The sequence below is a fragment of the Glycomyces halotolerans genome, from assembly GCF_054779575.1.
In genome coordinates, this window is sequence record NZ_BAAGXZ010000017.1 from 46,259 (window position 1) to 61,970 (window position 15,712).

A 15,712-nucleotide genomic window follows, 5' to 3' on the forward strand; every position below is an offset into this window, starting at 1 on the left:
TTACTCGCCGACGCTCAGGTCGGCGGCCCACTCGTAGCCGTCGAGGAACGGGTCGGGCTCGATGGGCCCGTCGGATTCCCAGACGGTGTAGAGCAGTCCGTCGGACTCGATGACGCCGATGCGCGCGGTCTTGGAGACGTGGTTGTTGTCGCCGTCGATGACGACGGTGCCCTCGGGGGCGTCGAAGGACACGCCGCCGGCGGCCGTCTGCACGTCGGCGACGGCGAACGAGCCGGCCTTCTCGACCGTGGCGGCCCACAGGTGGACGGAGTTGTAGGCGGCCTCCATCGGGTCGGAGGTGACGCGTTCGTCGCCGTACTCGGTCTTGAACGCCTCGACGAACGCGGCGTTGGCGGGCGAGTCGATCGTCTGGTAGTAGTTCCAGGCCGCCGGCTGGCCTTCGATGTTCTCGATGCCGATGCCGCCGACCTCCTCTTCGGCGATGGAGACGCTCATGACCGGCATGTCCTCGGGCGTGAGGCCGACGTTGGCGTACTCGCGGAAGAACGCGACGTTGGAGTCGCCGTTGAGGGTGTTGAAGACCGCGTCGGCTTCGGCGGCGTGGACCTGCTGGACGATGGTGGAGAACTCGGTCGAACCGAGGGGCACGTAGTCCTCGCCGAGGATGTCGATGCCGTGGGCCTCGGCGTAGGCGTTGATGATGGCGTTGGCGGTGCGGGGGAAGACGTAGTCGCTGCCGACCAGGTACATCGATTCGACGCCGGTCTCGGCGAGGTAGTCGAGGGCGGGGATGATCTGCTGGTTGGTGGTCGCCCCGGTGTAGAAGATGTTCTCCGAGGCCTCCAGGCCCTCGTACTGGACCGGGTAGTAGAGCAGGGCGTCGTTGTCCTCGAAGACCGGGAGCATGGCCTTGCGGGAGGCGGAGGTCCAGCCGCCGAAGACGGCGGCGACGCAGTCTTCGCGGATGAGCTTCTCGGCCTTCTCGGCGAAGACGGTCGGCTCGGAGGCGCCGTCTTCGGCGACGATCTCGATCTGCTTGTCGAGGACGCCTCCGGCGGCGTTGACCTCCTCGACGGCGAGGTAGATGGCGTCGCGGACGGTCGTCTCGGAGATGGCCATGGTGCCCGAGAGCGAGTTGAGGGCGCCGACCTTGACCGTGTCGCCGGAGGTGTCCAGGCAGGATTCGGCGGCTGCGGTCTCGTCGCCGGCGCGAGCGCCGCCGCAGGCGGCTGACGCTGCGGTGACGAGGAGGGCCGCCGAGGCGGCCAGTGCGCGGGCCGATCGCGCGGTGCGGTGTGTGGAGCGGTGTGGCATGCGGTGTTGACCTTTCGCAGAGGAGTGTCCCGGCCGCTGGGGGCGGCGGGGCCTGCATCGGCACCGTCGCAGGCAGCGGCGGTGTACGAGCGCGTATACAACGTCGTATCCGCTTTCAGGCCAAGCTAGGCGCGGGATGTTTCGCCCCAATACCTGTCAAGTACAGGCCCGTGAACTGTCGTTGCCCGGGTGTAAAAAAGCCCGCACCGTCACCGTTCGCATCGGTGTGTGCGGGCGTGGGTGACGTGCCTCAGACCGAGACTCCATCGTCGAACGACAGTCGCCGCAAGCCGGGGACGCCGGACCGGACGGGGTTCGGTTCCCGGCCGGCTGTCGGGTGGTGCGCGGGTTTCGAGGCGGCGATGACGAGGTGGGAGGGCGCTCGGGGTTTGGTTCCCGGCTGGCCGGTGGTGCGTAGCCCTGGCCCTTTGGCGGCGACGACAAGGCAGAGGGGCCTTTGGGGTTGTGTCGTCGTGGCCGGGCCTGGGCCGGGGTTGATGCCGAGCCTGTTCGGAGTGTCGCTCGGCTTTCCGCTTGGGCCCCAGGCGATCCGGGGCCGGAACATGAAAGTATCCGCACCCCAAGAGTGATGGCAAACGGCTCCTGGCCTGGGATCATTGAGGTATCGGGCGAACAAGCCACCGGAAACCGGTAGGACGTTCGAACACCGGACACCGCGAGGAGGTGTGGCACATGGCAGGCACGCGAGCATCGAGTCAGGAACGATCGGTCAAGTCCGAGGCCATCCACACCAGTCTCGACCAGGCCGCCGCCCTGATCAACTCCGTGCACGCCCGGGTGCTCGCCGAGGTGATCGAGGCCCAAGCCTGGCGGATCCACCGCGAGATCGACGGGTACTCGGCGGTGCGGGCTTGGCTGGTCGCGAAGTTCGACTTCACCGACAAAACCGCCTCAGACATCGCCGCCATCGCCCGCACCGCTAAGAAATTCACGGTGCTCACCGACACCGCGGTCTCCGGTGCTGCCCGGATCGACGCGGTCGCCGCCGCTACCCGCAGGCTCGAACAAACCCGGGCCCTGCGCGACTACGCCACCACCCCCTACCGCCAGCCGGTGTCCTCCCCGTTCAACCCGGCCGTGGTGTGTGCGTCGCCTGAGGTGTTGATCGGGCAGTATTGCGCGCACACCAGCGTCAAAGCCGTCCACGCCCTCCTCGACGAACTCCAAGCCGCCCTCGACTCCGGCGAGGAGCTCCTCGATGGGCTCTCGGAGCAGTCGCTGCAGCGCCTCGACTTGGTCCCGGTCGGAGGCGGCATGTGGGACCTGCGAGCGACCCTCTCATCGGAGACCGGTCAGATGCTCGCCAAGGCCCTGGAGACGGCCGTCCCGCCTCCGCGTCAGGACCAGACCGACCAGCACGACCTCCTGCCGCCAGCGGCGAACCGGCGGGCCGAGGCCCTCCACCAGGTGCTGGCGGTGTACGGGGCCGACCCGAAAGCGCACACCCGCCACGGGCACACCACCAGGCTCCACTTGACCGTCGACATCGAGACCCTGCAGGGCAGGGACACCGGGCGGGTGCCGCTCTTGGAGGGCCAACCGATCAGCCTCGCCAAGGCGCGGTTGCTGGCCTGCGATGCCGGACTCATCGTCCCGGCGGTGTTCGACTACGCCACCGGCGAAGCGGTCGAGTTGGGTCGGGCCGAACGCCTCCCCACCGTCGCGCTGCGCAGGAAGCTCGAACTCGAACAGCCCTGGGGGTGCGCCTGGCAGGGCTGCGATGCGCCGCTGGCGTGGACTGAGGCACATCACCTCCGCCACTGGGCCGATGGGGGTGAGACGACCGCCGAGAACCTGGTCCTGTTGTGCCGGTTCCACCACGGCCGCGTCCACACCCCCGGCTGGACGGTCACCAAAACCGGACCCGGCAAGGCGTTGATCGTCCACCACGACGGGCACGAGGGGGCCGACACCGACCTCAGGTGCGGATGCGCCGACTGGCGCACCGCCGAAGACCTCGACGCCGAGTTCGCCGGTGATGCGGCGAACGTGTTCCCGACCGGGCTGTTCCCCGACGAATGGGGCCCGGCCCTCCGCGAGGAGCTCGACGGCTGGGCCGAGCACATCAGCCTCGACCAGGACTTGAGAGCCGCACGCGACGCTCGCAGCAGAGCACGAGCCCGGTTCAGCAACGACACCGGCCAGCCCGCATCAGCCCCCAAGCAGGCGAAGAGCCCTCGGATGACGGAGCGCGAACCCGAACCCTCCCCACCACCCGGCACCCCACCGGCAGCAGCACCACCGGCACGACCTGAGACCGCCTCCCGAACCCTCCCCGACCCCACACCGACACGACCGAACCCGACCACACCGCCACCGCCGCTGGGGATCAAAGGCGAACGCGACTCAGCACACGAACCAATCCCCTTTTTAGCTCGCCCGTCGCGGGAAAGGACCTGCGGCGGGGGAAGCGATAAGCATCGCAGCCCGAACCCCACCAAGGGTCCGGGCACTCCCCCATGCCCGGCAACCGAATGAGCACCCCGGCCCAGCCACGAACACCCCACACCAGACACCCAGTCACATCTTTGTCGCCGCCAAAGACCCCGCGCCATCCGGCAGCCCGCAGCCCGAAACCATGACCCCGACCGAGCTCCTACCTCGTCATCGCTGCCATGCCACCGCAGCCATGCACCACTCGGAAGACGACAACCGACCTGAATCGCCCCTCTCACTCGGGACCCGGCGAGTCCGAGACCATTTTCTCCTCGGGCGGCGGGCGAGCGCTGGTGCGCCAGCCCGCCGCACCGCCATGCACGAATCGCGCTCTACCGCCCCTTGCAACAAGCCGTTCCCCCAAGCTGAGAAGGTGGACAAGGGCCGTATTCCCAAGACTGAGAAAGGTGTGGACGGCTTCACTGATGCGATTGCTCGTCTTCGGGGCCAGCGGCCACCTGGGCGGCGAGGTCTATCGGCGGGCCCTCGCTCTCAGACACGATGTCGCGGGGGACCAGCTCGCGGCCCGGGATCGCGGGCCTCGTGCGGGTCGACGTGCGCGCTCCTGATGCGGTCGAGCGGATCGTCGTAAAAGTTCGAGCCGACCGCGGTCGTGAACACGACCTCCGACATGAAGATATGGGACACCACCGCCGTGGGTCCGGTACACATCGCCGCGGCCTGCTCGCGCCTCGGTGCGCGACTGGTCCATCTCTCGTCCGACGCCGTGTTCTCCGGCGGCCCCGGCTGGTACGACGAGTCGGCCTCGCCGACACCTGCCACCGTCTATGGCGCGGCGAAGGCCGAGGTCGGGGTGGCCGCCGCGACCGACGACGCGGTGGTGTTGCGGACCTCCTGGATCGTCGGCCGCCACTCGTGGTTCGAGCGCTTCGTGCGCGACCTTGGCATCCGGCGAGGCAGACGGTGTGCTCTTCGACGACGACGTCCGCTGCCCCGTCCACGTCGCCGATCTCGCCGAGGCGGTGCTCGAACTGTGCGGGTCGGACTATTCCGGCCTGCTCCACGCGGGCGGGTCCGACCCGCTCACCCGATATGAGCTCGGATGCCTGCCGACCCAAAGGGACGGACTCGAGACTCGGGCCCTGCCGAGAGGCGGCAGGGCCGAGTCGGGACTTCCGAGTGCGGCAGTGCGCCTCGATTCGGGCAGGGCTCGATCGCTTTTGTCGGTGAGGTTGCGGGGGGCGCGGGAGTTCTCCGCCCAGGGCTTATAACTCGGTGCCGATATATATCAGGGTTTTGAGGATGTGTTTGCCCGGTTCGAGCAGGCCTCGCAGTACCGGCAGCGCGGTCTGCGGCCAGTACAGGTGCGTGCCCTCCATCGGTTCGATCAGGGCCGGTTCGCGGCCTCCGCTCGCGTCGATGACGTCGCTGCGGACGCCGCCGCCGGTCACCGAGACCTGGTTGTCGCCGATGTCGGCCACATGGCCCGGGCGCGGGACGCACCAACCGCCCTCGCCGGTGTGCAGCGTCCGGTCGGTCTCGATGATGTGGATCCGCGCGTGCCAGCCGTCCACGGCCGCTTCCAGCGACGTGGTGATCGAGACGTCCTCCCACGGCTGCCAGTCGACGGTGAGGACCCCCTTGCCGTCGATCTCGCCTTCGGAGGAGTCCTCGCGTCCGCGCCAGTGCCTGCCGTCCTCGGACAGCACCAGGGCCCCGTCGGGCACCGCGCACTCCAGGCCCGGCCCGCTGACCGCGTGCGAGAATCCCGCTAGCGTCGAATAGGCGAACTTGCCGTAGGCCTCCTGGCCGCCGCGCGCCCACGGGTGCCACGCTTGTCCGTTGAGCCGGGTGACGTGGCCGGCGCGGTCGCGGACGTGCACGGCGCGGGCGGCCTTGTGCGGCACGATGCCCGATTCCGGCACGGTCGCCTCGGCCGTCCAGAATGGGTGGTCGGCTCCGGCCAGGAGCCCGGTGAAGATCTTCATGGCCCACCACGGCGAGCCGGCGGTCAGGTACTGCTCCACCAGCGAATTGTTGGGATAGCCGTAGCCGACCGTCAGGCGCCCTTCGGGGTCGAGGATCGGCTTGTCCCACCACCACTGGAGATGGCGCCGCGCGAACCCCGCCGCCTCGCCCCACGGCACGGCCTCGACGTCGGCCGCGGCCAGCGCGCCCCACAGCGAACCCTGGGCGAAGCGGTAGCCCATGCTGCGGCCGTAAGGGACCGCGGCGCCGTCGGCGGCGAACCAGGCCCGGAACCTGCGCGCGAACTCCGCGGCGGGCTTGACGTAGCGGTCGTCGCCGCTGAGCTTGTAGTGCAGCAGCGCGTAGGTGTGGAAGGCGAAGGGGTTGTAGTAGTCGACCCGGCCGCCGGGGCCGTCCTCGAACACCGAGTCGCCGAGTTGGAACTCCCCCATCCGCTCCAGGTGTGCGGTGGCGACCGAGGCGTCGCGTTCGACGCCGATCCGGTCGAGGCCGTGGCCGGCGAAGACCGGGAAGTAGTGCCAGTTGCAGTCGGCCACGTCGGTGACGTAAGCGGTTTGGAGCCAGGCGGCGACCTTGTCTTTGGTCTTGGGCGCCAGGGGTTCCCACAGGTGCTGGGGGGCGAGGGCGAGGCCCCAGCCGACGGCGGCGGCTTCGACGAGGCGCTGGCTGGTGCCGGCGGGGTCGCCGACGTACCAGGGGTCGTCGGGGTCGAGCGCTCGGGTGAGGCTTTCGCGGGCGGCGGTCCAGAAGGTTTCGGGGACGGCGTCGCCGGCGGCGGCCAGGCCCCACAGCGGTCGGGTGAGCAGCTCGAACCAGTTCTCGGCGTGGGAGTGGTTCGACATGGTCACCGGCATCGCCTCAGGGCCCTTGGCGGCCAGTTCGAGGGCGGGGCGGCTGATCGAGGCGGCGGCGGCGTTCCAGCCGGCGTGCGTGTGCTCGAGCGGACCGAACGTTCGCAAAGGTGAAGTCACACCCGCCGACGCTATCAACGGCCGCGGTGGCCCGTGGCCCCGGATCAGTGCTCTTCGCAGGGCCTGAGGTTGGACTCGAGTCGTTCCAGGACGCGTTCGAGCTGTTCGCGCTCGTCGTCGCTGAACCCGGCGCAGGTGATCTCGTCGAGGCGGCGCCAGCGCTCCTCGATCTGGGCGAGGAGGTCGCGTCCGGTCTCGGTGATGTCGACGACGGTGACGCGTCGGTCGGTCGGGTCGGGGCGGCGTTCGACCAGGTGCTGCTTCTCGAGGCGCTGGAGCATCTTGGTGACCGTGGAGGGGTCGATGCTCAGTTCGATGACCAGGCGTGACTGGCGGGTGCGGCCGTGGTCGGCGAGGTGGCCGAGCATGATCTCCTGGCCGGGGTAGAGGCCGATCTCGCGCAGCAGGCGGGTCGCGGCGGCGCGGTGGGCTCGGGCGACGCGGAACAGGGCGTGGCCGACGGGGCCGACGCGTGCTTCGGTGTCGCAGACGTCGGTTGCGGGTTCGGTGGCGGCCGGTGTCGTTGCCATGGGTCCAAGCCTAGCAATACTTGGTCGACCAATGATATCGTTGGCTGGCCAAACATCTAAGGCTGGACGACTCGAGGAGGCCCTCATGCCAGCAGTGACCGCGCCCGACATCCTCGCGCTCCCGCGCCTCGACGCTCCGGCGCTGGAGTCGCGACCGCGGACGGTCGCCAAGATCGTCGATTCGATCCGCACCCTCGAAGGCGGCGGCTTCCCGGTCCGTCGGCCGTTCCCCGGCCCGAGCCTGATCGACGACGCCGACCCGTTCCTGCTGCTCGACCACATGGTCGCCGCCTACGAGCCCCACGAGGCCAAGGGCGCGCCCTGGCACCCGCACCGCGGCTTCGAGACGGTCACCTACCTCATGGACGGCACCTTCGTGCACACCGACTCGCACGGCGGCGGCGGTGTCATCCGCGGCGGCGACACCCAGTGGATGACCGCCGGGTCCGGCCTGCTCCACGACGAGCTGCCCTCGGAGAAGCTCGTCATGACCGGCGGCGACTTCGACGGCGTCCAGCTGTGGGTCAACCTGCCCAAGTCCGCGAAGTGGAACCCGCCGAACTACCAGGACATCAAAGGGCAGGGCCTGACGCTCGCGAGTTCGCCCGACGGCGGCTCGCTGGTCCGCATCATCGCCGGCGAGCTCGGCTCGCACACCGGGCCGGGCCGCACGTACACGCCGATCACGCTCGCGCACGCCTCGCTGTCCCCCGGGGCCGAAATCCGGATCCCGTGGCGACGGCGCTACTCGGCGCTGGCGTTCGCCCTCCACGGCGACGGCACCGCCGGCGACGAGCGGCGGCCGCTGCGCGAGTCGCAGCTGGCGTCCTTCGCGCCCGGAGGCGACTACCTCACCGTCGCCGCCGCACCGGAGCAGCACCACACCACCGGGCAGATGGAGGTGCTGCTGCTCGGCGGCGAGCCGATCAACGAGCCGGTCGCGCGCTACGGCCCGTTCGTCATGAACACCAGGTCCGAGATCGTCCAGGCCGTCGAGGACTTCCAGGCCGGGCGCATGGGACACATACCCGCCGGCCGCGAAGGGCGCCAGTACGCCCCCGACCCAGGGGACCCGTACGTCGGCGGCTGCGAGCAGGTCTGAGTGAAGGGCGGCCCGCACGGGCCGCCCTTCAACGTTCGGCGGGTTCGACCGGTGCGCCGCGGGCCCACCAGCCCAGGACCAGGCTCAAGGCCACCACCGACGTGACCGTCGTGGCCGCCGACAGCAGCCCGGGCCCGAAGATCCAGCCGATCAGCAGGCCGACGCCGACCATGTAGCAGGCCCACACCGCTGCGGCGACCGCCGCCATCCTGGTGTGCGGATAGTCCGGCGTGGCGACCGCCGCCCAGGCCAGCGCGGTCCGACCGGCCGGCATGAAGCGGGCCACCACGGTCGTCCACCTCGGGCGTCGCCGCAGGGTGGCGCGCAGACGCAGCTCCAGATGGACGATGCGCGCCGACCCGAGGATGGGGCGGCGCAGGCGGGCCCTGGCGTGCCGCAGGGCGTGGTAGCCGAGCACGTCCCCCAGCCATGAGGCCAGTGCGGCGCAGGCGATGAGCCCGGCGATCATGAGACTGTTGCCGACGAGGAACCCGGCCACGGTGGCGAGCGTGGTGGCGCTCGGCAGCATCGGCACGAAGAAGTCGGCTATCACGAGCGCGGCCAGCAGCAGGACCGCGAACAAGAGGCTGAGCATCATTGTCGACTCGATATTCACTTCGGGAGGTCGAACGGGGGCGGGACGGCGCCCGCCCCCGTTCGGCTACTTCACCGAGGCTCCGACGAGCTCGCGCTCGTCGTCGGAGCGGTTTTCGGCGAGTCGCCGCTGCAGGCGCTCGCCCTCCACGTCGACGTTCGGCAGGATGCGGGCCAGCCACCTGGGGAGCCACCAGCCGCCGCGGCCCAGGAGCGCCATCACCGCGGGGATGATCGCCATGCGGACCACGAAGGCGTCGAAGGCGACTGCCGCGGCCAGGCCGAAGCCCATCGAGGCGATGAACACCTCGCCGCTGAAGATGAACGCGGCGAAGACGCTGATCATGATCAGCGCCGCCGCGACCACGACGCGCGCGGAGTGGGCGTAGCCGTCCTGGATGGCCTGCTTCGGCGTGTCGCCGTGGACGTAGGCTTCGCGGACCCTGGTGAACAGGAAGATCTGGTAGTCCATCGCCAGGCCGAAGACGAGGCCGATCATGATGATCGGCATCATCGACATGATCGGGCCGGGCTGTTCGACGCCGAACACGTCGGCCAGCCAGCCCCACTGGTAGACCGCGACCAGGGCGCCCAGGGCCGCCATGACGCTCAGCACGAACCCGAGCGTGGCGGTGATGGGCACCATGACCGAGCGGAACACCAGCAGGAGGATCAGCGTCGCCAGTCCGACCACGACGAGCATGTACGGGACCAGGGCGTCGTTGAGGGTGTCGGAGACGTCGATGTTGATCGCGGTGCCTCCGGTGACCGCCCAGTCGGCGTCGCCGCTGTCGGCGAGCACGTCCCGGATGGAGTGCACCAGGTCGTTGGTGTCCTCGTCGGCCGGCCCGGTCTCGGGGATGAGGCTGACCAGGACGGTGTCGCCGGCCTCGTTCGGGAACGCCTGGCCGACCATGGCGACGCCGTCGACCGCGTTCAGCTCGGCGGTGACGTTCTGGGCCGCGGCCATCGGGTCGGCGCCGTCGGCGAGGTCGCCGACGATCAGGAGCCGCCCGTTGAAGCCCGGGCCGAAGCCTTCGCTGATGAGGTCGTAGGCGCGCCTGGCGGTGTTGTCCTCGGAGAACGACCCGGCGTCGGGCATCCCCAGCTCCAGGTCGGTGGCGGGGAACGCGATGGTGCCCAGGCCGATCACGCCGACCAGTCCGACCAGGATCGGGTGGCGGGCGACGAAGCCGCCCCAGCGGCGTCCGCGGTTCGGCTTGTCGTCGTGGCGGCCTTCGGCGATGCGGGCGCGCTGGCGGCGGGTGAAGACCCGCCTGCCGGTGAACCCGGCCAGCGCCGGCAGGAGCGTCACGGCGATGACCACCGCGATGAGGACGGTGATGGCGGCCGCGACGGCCATTTCGGTGAGGAACGGGATGTTGACCACCGACAGGCCCAGGAGGGCGACGATCACGGTCAGGCCGGCGAAGAACACCGCCGAGCCGGCGGTGCCGACGGCGCGTCCCATCGCGTCGGCGCGGGCCGACCGGTCGTCGAAGCGGCCGTCGGCGGCGAGCTCGTTGCGGTAGCGCGAGAGGATGAACAGGGCGTAGTCGATGCCGACGGCCAGGCCGATCATGGTGGCGAGGGTGCCGGTGTCCTCCGAGACGTCCATGAAGGACGTGGCCGCCACGATGCCGCCGGTGGTGAGCATGACGCCGAGGACGGCGGTCACGATCGGCAGACCGGCGGCCAGCAGCGCGCCGAAGGTGACGATGAGGACCAGCAGCGCCACGGCGATGCCGATGAGCTCGGTGGTGCCGCCGACTTCGAACTCTTGGAGGACGTCGCCGCCGACTTCGACGGTCAGACCGGCGTCGCGCGCCTCTTCGACCGCTTCCTCGAGGTATTCGACGGTGCCTTCGTCGAGTTCCATCGTCGGCTCGGTGTAGGTGACGTCGAGGACGCCGATGGTCTGGTCGGCCGAGATCATGCCGATCGGGTTGCCCTCGGGGTCGGTCGCGAAGGGACCGACCACGCCGCCTTCGCGGACCTGGGGGGAGTCCATCATGGTCGCGGTCATCGACTCGATGATCGCGGCGTTGCCTTCGTCGGCGAGGGTCTCGCCTTCGTCGGCGGCGAAGACGATCTGGGCGCCGGCGCCGTCGGCGCTCATCTCCGGGAAGCGTTCTTCGAGGAGGTCGAAGGCCTCCTGCGACTCGGTTCCGGGGAGGGTGAACTCGGGGTTGGTCTCCTGCTGCAGGGCGGCCGCGGCGGCGCCGACGACGCCGACGACGAGGACCCAGGCGACGAGGACGAGCCATCGCAGCCGGTAGGACCCTCTGCCGAGTCGGTAGAGGAAGTTTGCCACGCTCGGGTGCTCCAATCAGTGCTCCCACCCGGCCCCGCCGGGGATTGTGGGTGTGGCGGCGGAGCCGGGCGGGCCGGTGGTGTTTCGCCGACGTCTTCGGCGGCGGGTTTCCTGGTGTTTCGCTTATTCGGTTATAGGTCTGGTGACGCCGGCCTCGAACTGCGCGAAGGATCTGGTGATGACCGTTTCGAGCGGTTCGGCGTCCGGGTCGGCGAGCCAGTGCTGGTGGGCGACCTTCATCGCGATGAGCGCGCTGCCGAGCACGAGTCGGGGGTACAGGTCGCTCGGGTCGGTCCCGGTGGCTTCGGCCACGATGCCGAGGGCGTCGTTGAACAGTTCGAAGAACTGGCCGGCCTGGTGGGTGATCAGCGACGGGGAGTTCGCGATCAGTTCGTCCTTGCACCGCAGCAGTTCCACGTCCCAGTGCTCGCCGGTTTTGAGGCTCAGGCACGCGTCGCGCAGGGCGTCCCAGATCGGCTGGTGCTGGGAGCATTCCCGCAGCTCGGCGAGCATCTTGCGGGTGTGCTCGTTGAAGTCGTGGAGGAGCGCGTCCTCCTTGGAGTGGAAGTAGTTGTGAAAGGTGCGGGCGGAGACGCCCGCGGCGGCGGCGATCTCGTCGGCGCTGACCGCTTCGATGCCGCCCTTGGCGATCGCCAGACGGAGCGCGGCGTCGCCGAGGGCCGCCTTGGTGGCGGCCTTCTTGCGTTCGCGAAGGCCCGTCTGATCTGCCATGGCCGCAACCCTAACCGGGGTTGCCACCGTTTACAAGATTCGTTCGGAGAAATTTTGCAGAATCCGCAATATTCCTAGGTGAGAGGCCTCACGCAAGAGGCGCCGGGGCACTCCCAGACGGCGTGCGCCTCCGCTTCACCGGTCGGGTCGACGCGCGTGACGACCCCGCCGAACTGGCACGCCACCAGCAGGTTCCCATCGGACTCCAGCGCGGCGTCGCGCGGCCACGACGCCCCGACCGGGACCGAGCGCACCAGCGCCGGACGAGCCGGGTCGATGACCGTGACCTGGTCGGGTCCACGGACGGTGACGTAGCACAGGCCGCGTTCGGGGTCCGGTACCACCGCGCCAGGGTAGGGGCGCGGCACGTCCTCGGGCAGGCCGATGTCGGGCAGCGCGGCCAGGTCCGCCGGGTCGGTCCCCGGCAGCGGCAGGGTCGGGCCGAGCACGAACTGCGCCGAGTTCCCGTCGAAGGCGCCGGTGACCACCGCGTTGGCCAGCTCGCCGGCGATGACCGCGCGCTCGCCGACGAAGGCCAGGTGCCGGGGACCGAAGCCGGGCTCGAAGACGGTGAAGGCCACCGGATTCAGGCGACCGTCGCCGTCGAGGTCGAAGGTGTGGACGCGGTCGGAGCCGAGGTCGACCACGAGCACGCGGCCGGCGTGGCAGACGATCTGGTGGGCGTGGGGCCCGGTCTGCCGTTCGGGATCGGGACCGGAGCCGACGAGGTCGTACACGTCGGTCGGCTCCCCGAGCGAGCCGTCGGCCGCGATCGGCAGCACCGCCACCGAACCGCCGCCGGCACCGTCGCCGTAGTTGGCCGCCAGGAGCCACCTGCCGGAGGGGTGGACGACGGCGTGGCACGGGTTCGAACCGCCGGTGGGCCTGGCGGTGCCGACCGGGTCGAGTGAGAAGGTCTCGGCGACGCGCCAGGCGGCGGCCCACCCGGGCTCGGCCTCGCTGACGGTGTACACGACGCCGCCAGGTCCCCCGGTGGCCACCCAGGAGGGATTCTCGACCGATGCCGGTGACGCGAGCCCGTCCGGGCCGGCGACCACCAGACCGGGTCCGCCTTCGGTCGTGTAGTCGCCCAAGAGATACCGCATTCGCATCATCTTAGGGGCCGGCGGGAGTCCGGTGAGGGCGGCACGACTCGAAAGCCGTGATCGTTCGGTACGACCGCGAGGGACGACGGCGGCCTAGACTCGATCGCATGACCGACGACCAGTGGCGCGAGAAGCTGACCGAAGCCGAGTACCGCGTGCTGCGCGAGGGCGGCACCGAGGCCCCGTGGACCGGCGAGTACGTCGACGAGAAACGCAGCGGGGTCTACCGCTGCCGGGCCTGCGGGGCCGAGCTGTTCTCCTCGGAGACCAAGTTCGACTCCCGCTGCGGATGGCCCTCCTTCTGGACCCCGATGGCCGGAGACCGGGTCCGGCTGATCGAGGACCGGAGCATGGGCATGGAGCGGACCGAGGTGCGCTGCGCGAACTGCGATTCGCACCTGGGCCACGTGTTCTACGGTGAAGGCTGGGACAACCCCGAGGACGCCCGCTTCTGCATCAACTCCGTCAGCCTCACGCTCGAACCGGAGGCGTAGGCGCTGGAGCGGCCCTACTAAGCTCGGGTTCTCATCGTTCCCCCGAAGCTGAGGAGAGGGCCGAGGTGCACATCGGGACCCTGATCGCCGGCCGCTACCGCCTTGACGACCGACTCGCCGCCGGCGGCATGGGCGAGGTGTGGCGCGGCACCGACACGCGCCTGAGCCGCGTCGTCGCCGTCAAGCTGCTGCACTCCGGCCTGGCCGGCAACGACCGCTTCCGCGCCCGCTTCCAGCAGGAGGCCCGGGCGGTCGCGGCACTGCAGTCACCGGGCATCGTCGCGCTCTACGACTACGGCGAAGAGCCCGGGCCCGACGGCGTGATCTCGTATCTGATCATGGAGCTGGTCCGCGGCACCTCGCTCGACAAGGTCATCGCCCAGCGCGGGCGGCTCTCGCCTCCCGAGGTGTTGAAGATCGTGGCCACCGCCGCCGAAGCGCTCGATGTGGCGCACCGGGCCGGGATCGTCCACCGCGACATCAAACCGGGGAACCTCCTGGTCGACGAAGAGGGCGCGGTCAAGATCGTCGACTTCGGGATCGCCTCGGCCCGCGGCCAGGCCGGGCTCACCGAGACCGGCACCGTGATGGGGACGCTCCACTACGCCTCACCCGAGCAGCTCTCCGGCGGCGACCTCACCGGCGCGACCGACCAGTACTCGCTCGGGATCGTGGCCTACGAGTGCCTGGCCGGACGGGCCCCGTTCGGCGGAGGCGACCCGGCCGCGGTGATCACCCAGCACATGACCGGGCAGCCCGCGCCGCTGCCGCAGGACGTGCCGCCGCCGGTGGCGCAGATCGTGATGCGATGCCTGGTCAAGGACCCCCGCCAGCGGTTCGCCTCGGCGGGCGAACTGGCGCAGGCGGCCCGGGACGGGCGCATGGCCCCCGGCCAGGGGACGACGGCGATCCTGCCGCCGACCTCGCCGCCGAACCGGTCCACGCGGGCCATGGCTCAGGGCATGGTCCCGGCCGGTCAGCACACGCAGGCGATGGGCATGCAGGACCCCGGTTCTCCCCCGCCGGGCCGGGAGCTGCCGCCGCCGCGCGACTTCGAGGAACCCGAGCGCAGCAAGGTCGTGCCGGTCATCCTCACCGTCGCGGGCGTGCTCATCCTCCTCATAGCGCTCACCGTGTGGTGGCGGTCGGCCGGCGAAGAGACGCCGACCGCGGGCGACGGCCCGGAGAGCGGAGCGCCCGCGCAGTCGGAGGCGGCCGAGACCACCGAAGCCGCCGACGACGAAGCGGAGCAGCAGACCGAGGACGACCAGGAGGAGGACGACGCCTCAGACGACGACCAGCACGAAGAGGAGCCGACGACCGAGGCGCCCTCGGAGCCGACCGGTGAATCGGGAATGTTGACGATGGAGGACTACGTCGGCGACGACGTCGCCGACGCTAAGGCCGAACTCGAAGGAGAGGGCTTCAACAACGTGGTCGAAGAGGTCGCCGAGTCCGCTGACGAGGACGCCGACGAGTGCGAGGTCGTCGAGCAGCAGCCGTCGGAGGGCAGCGACGTCGGCTACGACACTCCGATCACGCTCTACTACGTCCCGGGCCTGCTCTGCACCACCTGACCGAGGCGGTCACGGCATCTCGGTGATGGCGTTGCCCTCGGCGTCGAGGACGTACCAGACGTTGTTGACGCCCTGCCCGTTGATGTCTCCGGGCGCGGCGTCGTCGACCCAGAAGTACAGCGGGTGCTCGTTGTAGGTGACCTGCATCGAGCCGTCTTCGCGTTCGACCCTGCCCACCAGTGACTCGTCGAGCCCGTCGCCGACCTCGACCTCGCCGTCGTCTTCGGCCAGGAGCGGCGGCCAGTTCTCGGCGCACTGCTCATAGCAGGTCGGCGTGCCGCCGGCGTCCTCGGTGAACAGGTAGACCGTCATCTCCTCGCCGTCGACGACCACCTCACCGAGGTCGGTCTCGGCGAGGCCGAGCTCGTCGACGGTGGAGCCCGCGCCTCCCGCGTCGTCCTCGGTCGTGGCCGCGTCGGTGGGCGTCTCGGTGTCGGTCTCGGGAGCGCCGTAGCGCGAACCTGGATCGGCGTCCTCATCGTCGCCGCCGCAAGCGGTCAGCGCGAGCGCGGCCGCCAGCGCGGCGCTGCCGGTCGCGGCGTGGAGCCGGTGCTTGGTGATCTTCTCTCCCATGGGTCCGACGCTATAACCGTCGGCGGCCCCTGTCCGC

The 15,712-nt window shown here is 70.1% G+C and carries 13 protein-coding genes; 5 read left to right on the top strand and 8 right to left on the bottom strand.

Annotated features, from left to right (window positions below; all coding sequences use genetic code 11):
* Positions 1-1,275 (bottom strand): type 1 periplasmic-binding domain-containing protein, encoded by a 1,275-nt coding sequence (urtA, locus tag ACYVL2_RS14440; protein ID WP_460544497.1) that lies wholly within the window; start codon positions 1,273-1,275, stop codon positions 1-3.
* A 693-nt stretch (positions 1,276-1,968) separates the two neighbouring features.
* Between urtA and ACYVL2_RS14445 the strand changes: the two genes are divergently transcribed.
* Together ACYVL2_RS14445 and ACYVL2_RS14450 are read left to right on the top strand one after the other, a co-directional pair.
* Positions 1,969-3,774 carry an HNH endonuclease signature motif containing protein gene (locus ACYVL2_RS14445; protein ID WP_460544499.1) on the top strand — a complete coding sequence of 602 codons (1,806 nt, stop codon included), beginning with the start codon at positions 1,969-1,971 and terminating at the stop codon, positions 3,772-3,774.
* 589 nt (positions 3,775-4,363) lie between these two features.
* Positions 4,364-4,789, top strand: a complete 426-nt coding sequence (locus tag ACYVL2_RS14450; RefSeq protein ID WP_460544613.1) for a sugar nucleotide-binding protein — start codon at positions 4,364-4,366, stop codon at positions 4,787-4,789.
* A gap of 169 nt (positions 4,790-4,958) precedes the next feature.
* On the opposite strand, the gene ACYVL2_RS14455 is transcribed toward ACYVL2_RS14450, so the two are convergent.
* Positions 4,959-6,653 carry a DUF2264 domain-containing protein gene (locus ACYVL2_RS14455; protein WP_460544501.1) on the bottom strand — a complete coding sequence of 565 codons (1,695 nt, stop codon included), beginning with the start codon at positions 6,651-6,653 and terminating at the stop codon, positions 4,959-4,961.
* A 44-nt stretch (positions 6,654-6,697) separates the two neighbouring features.
* Positions 6,698-7,183: a MarR family winged helix-turn-helix transcriptional regulator gene (locus tag ACYVL2_RS14460; protein WP_460544503.1), complete on the bottom strand. Its 486-nt coding sequence runs from the start codon at positions 7,181-7,183 to the stop codon at positions 6,698-6,700.
* An 85-nt stretch (positions 7,184-7,268) separates the two neighbouring features.
* Between ACYVL2_RS14460 and ACYVL2_RS14465 the strand changes: the two genes are divergently transcribed.
* Entirely contained in the window at positions 7,269-8,285 is a 1,017-nt protein-coding gene (locus tag ACYVL2_RS14465; protein ID WP_460544505.1) for a pirin family protein, read from the top strand.
* Between the two features lie 28 nt (positions 8,286-8,313).
* Here the strand turns inward: ACYVL2_RS14465 and ACYVL2_RS14470 are convergent, their stop codons facing one another.
* The 4 genes from ACYVL2_RS14470 to ACYVL2_RS14485 form a co-directional block, all read right to left on the bottom strand.
* On the bottom strand, positions 8,314-8,883 hold the full coding sequence (locus ACYVL2_RS14470) for a hypothetical protein (RefSeq protein ID WP_460544507.1): 570 nt from the start codon (positions 8,881-8,883) through the stop codon (positions 8,314-8,316).
* A 63-nt stretch (positions 8,884-8,946) separates the two neighbouring features.
* Positions 8,947-11,193, bottom strand: a complete 2,247-nt coding sequence (locus tag ACYVL2_RS14475; RefSeq protein WP_460544509.1) for an MMPL family transporter — start codon at positions 11,191-11,193, stop codon at positions 8,947-8,949.
* Between the two features lie 123 nt (positions 11,194-11,316).
* A complete protein-coding gene (locus tag ACYVL2_RS14480) occupies positions 11,317-11,925 on the bottom strand; it encodes an acyl-CoA-like ligand-binding transcription factor (protein WP_460544511.1) in 609 nt (202 codons plus the stop codon).
* A 74-nt stretch (positions 11,926-11,999) separates the two neighbouring features.
* Positions 12,000-13,031 (bottom strand): lactonase family protein, encoded by a 1,032-nt coding sequence (locus ACYVL2_RS14485; RefSeq protein WP_460544513.1) that lies wholly within the window; start codon positions 13,029-13,031, stop codon positions 12,000-12,002.
* Between the two features lie 107 nt (positions 13,032-13,138).
* Between ACYVL2_RS14485 and msrB the strand changes: the two genes are divergently transcribed.
* Together msrB and ACYVL2_RS14495 are read left to right on the top strand one after the other, a co-directional pair.
* Entirely contained in the window at positions 13,139-13,525 is a 387-nt protein-coding gene (gene msrB / locus ACYVL2_RS14490) for a peptide-methionine (R)-S-oxide reductase (protein ID WP_460544515.1), read from the top strand.
* A gap of 65 nt (positions 13,526-13,590) precedes the next feature.
* Positions 13,591-15,102 carry a protein kinase domain-containing protein gene (locus ACYVL2_RS14495; protein ID WP_460544517.1) on the top strand — a complete coding sequence of 504 codons (1,512 nt, stop codon included), beginning with the start codon at positions 13,591-13,593 and terminating at the stop codon, positions 15,100-15,102.
* Positions 15,103-15,111: 9 nt separating this feature from the next.
* Here the strand turns inward: ACYVL2_RS14495 and ACYVL2_RS14500 are convergent, their stop codons facing one another.
* Complete coding sequence (locus ACYVL2_RS14500; RefSeq protein ID WP_460544519.1) at positions 15,112-15,675, bottom strand: COG4315 family predicted lipoprotein; 564 nt, start codon at positions 15,673-15,675, stop codon at positions 15,112-15,114.
* Positions 15,676-15,712: the final 37 nt, after the last annotated feature.

What these genes read in the sequence shown, in the direction of transcription:
- urtA (WP_460544497.1), bottom strand. Translation starts at nt 1,275, where the DNA reads ATGCCACACCGCTCCACACACCGCACCGCGCGATCGGCCCGCGCACTG.
- ACYVL2_RS14445 (WP_460544499.1), top strand. Translation starts at nt 1,969, where the DNA reads ATGGCAGGCACGCGAGCATCGAGTCAGGAACGATCGGTCAAGTCCGAG.
- ACYVL2_RS14450 (WP_460544613.1), top strand. Translation starts at nt 4,364, where the DNA reads ATGAAGATATGGGACACCACCGCCGTGGGTCCGGTACACATCGCCGCG.
- ACYVL2_RS14460 (WP_460544503.1), bottom strand. Translation starts at nt 7,183, where the DNA reads ATGGCAACGACACCGGCCGCCACCGAACCCGCAACCGACGTCTGCGAC.
- ACYVL2_RS14465 (WP_460544505.1), top strand. Translation starts at nt 7,269, where the DNA reads ATGCCAGCAGTGACCGCGCCCGACATCCTCGCGCTCCCGCGCCTCGAC.
- ACYVL2_RS14470 (WP_460544507.1), bottom strand. Translation starts at nt 8,883, where the DNA reads ATGATGCTCAGCCTCTTGTTCGCGGTCCTGCTGCTGGCCGCGCTCGTG.
- ACYVL2_RS14480 (WP_460544511.1), bottom strand. Translation starts at nt 11,925, where the DNA reads ATGGCAGATCAGACGGGCCTTCGCGAACGCAAGAAGGCCGCCACCAAG.
- ACYVL2_RS14485 (WP_460544513.1), bottom strand. Translation starts at nt 13,031, where the DNA reads ATGCGGTATCTCTTGGGCGACTACACGACCGAAGGCGGACCCGGTCTG.
- msrB (WP_460544515.1), top strand. Translation starts at nt 13,139, where the DNA reads ATGACCGACGACCAGTGGCGCGAGAAGCTGACCGAAGCCGAGTACCGC.
- ACYVL2_RS14500 (WP_460544519.1), bottom strand. Translation starts at nt 15,675, where the DNA reads ATGGGAGAGAAGATCACCAAGCACCGGCTCCACGCCGCGACCGGCAGC.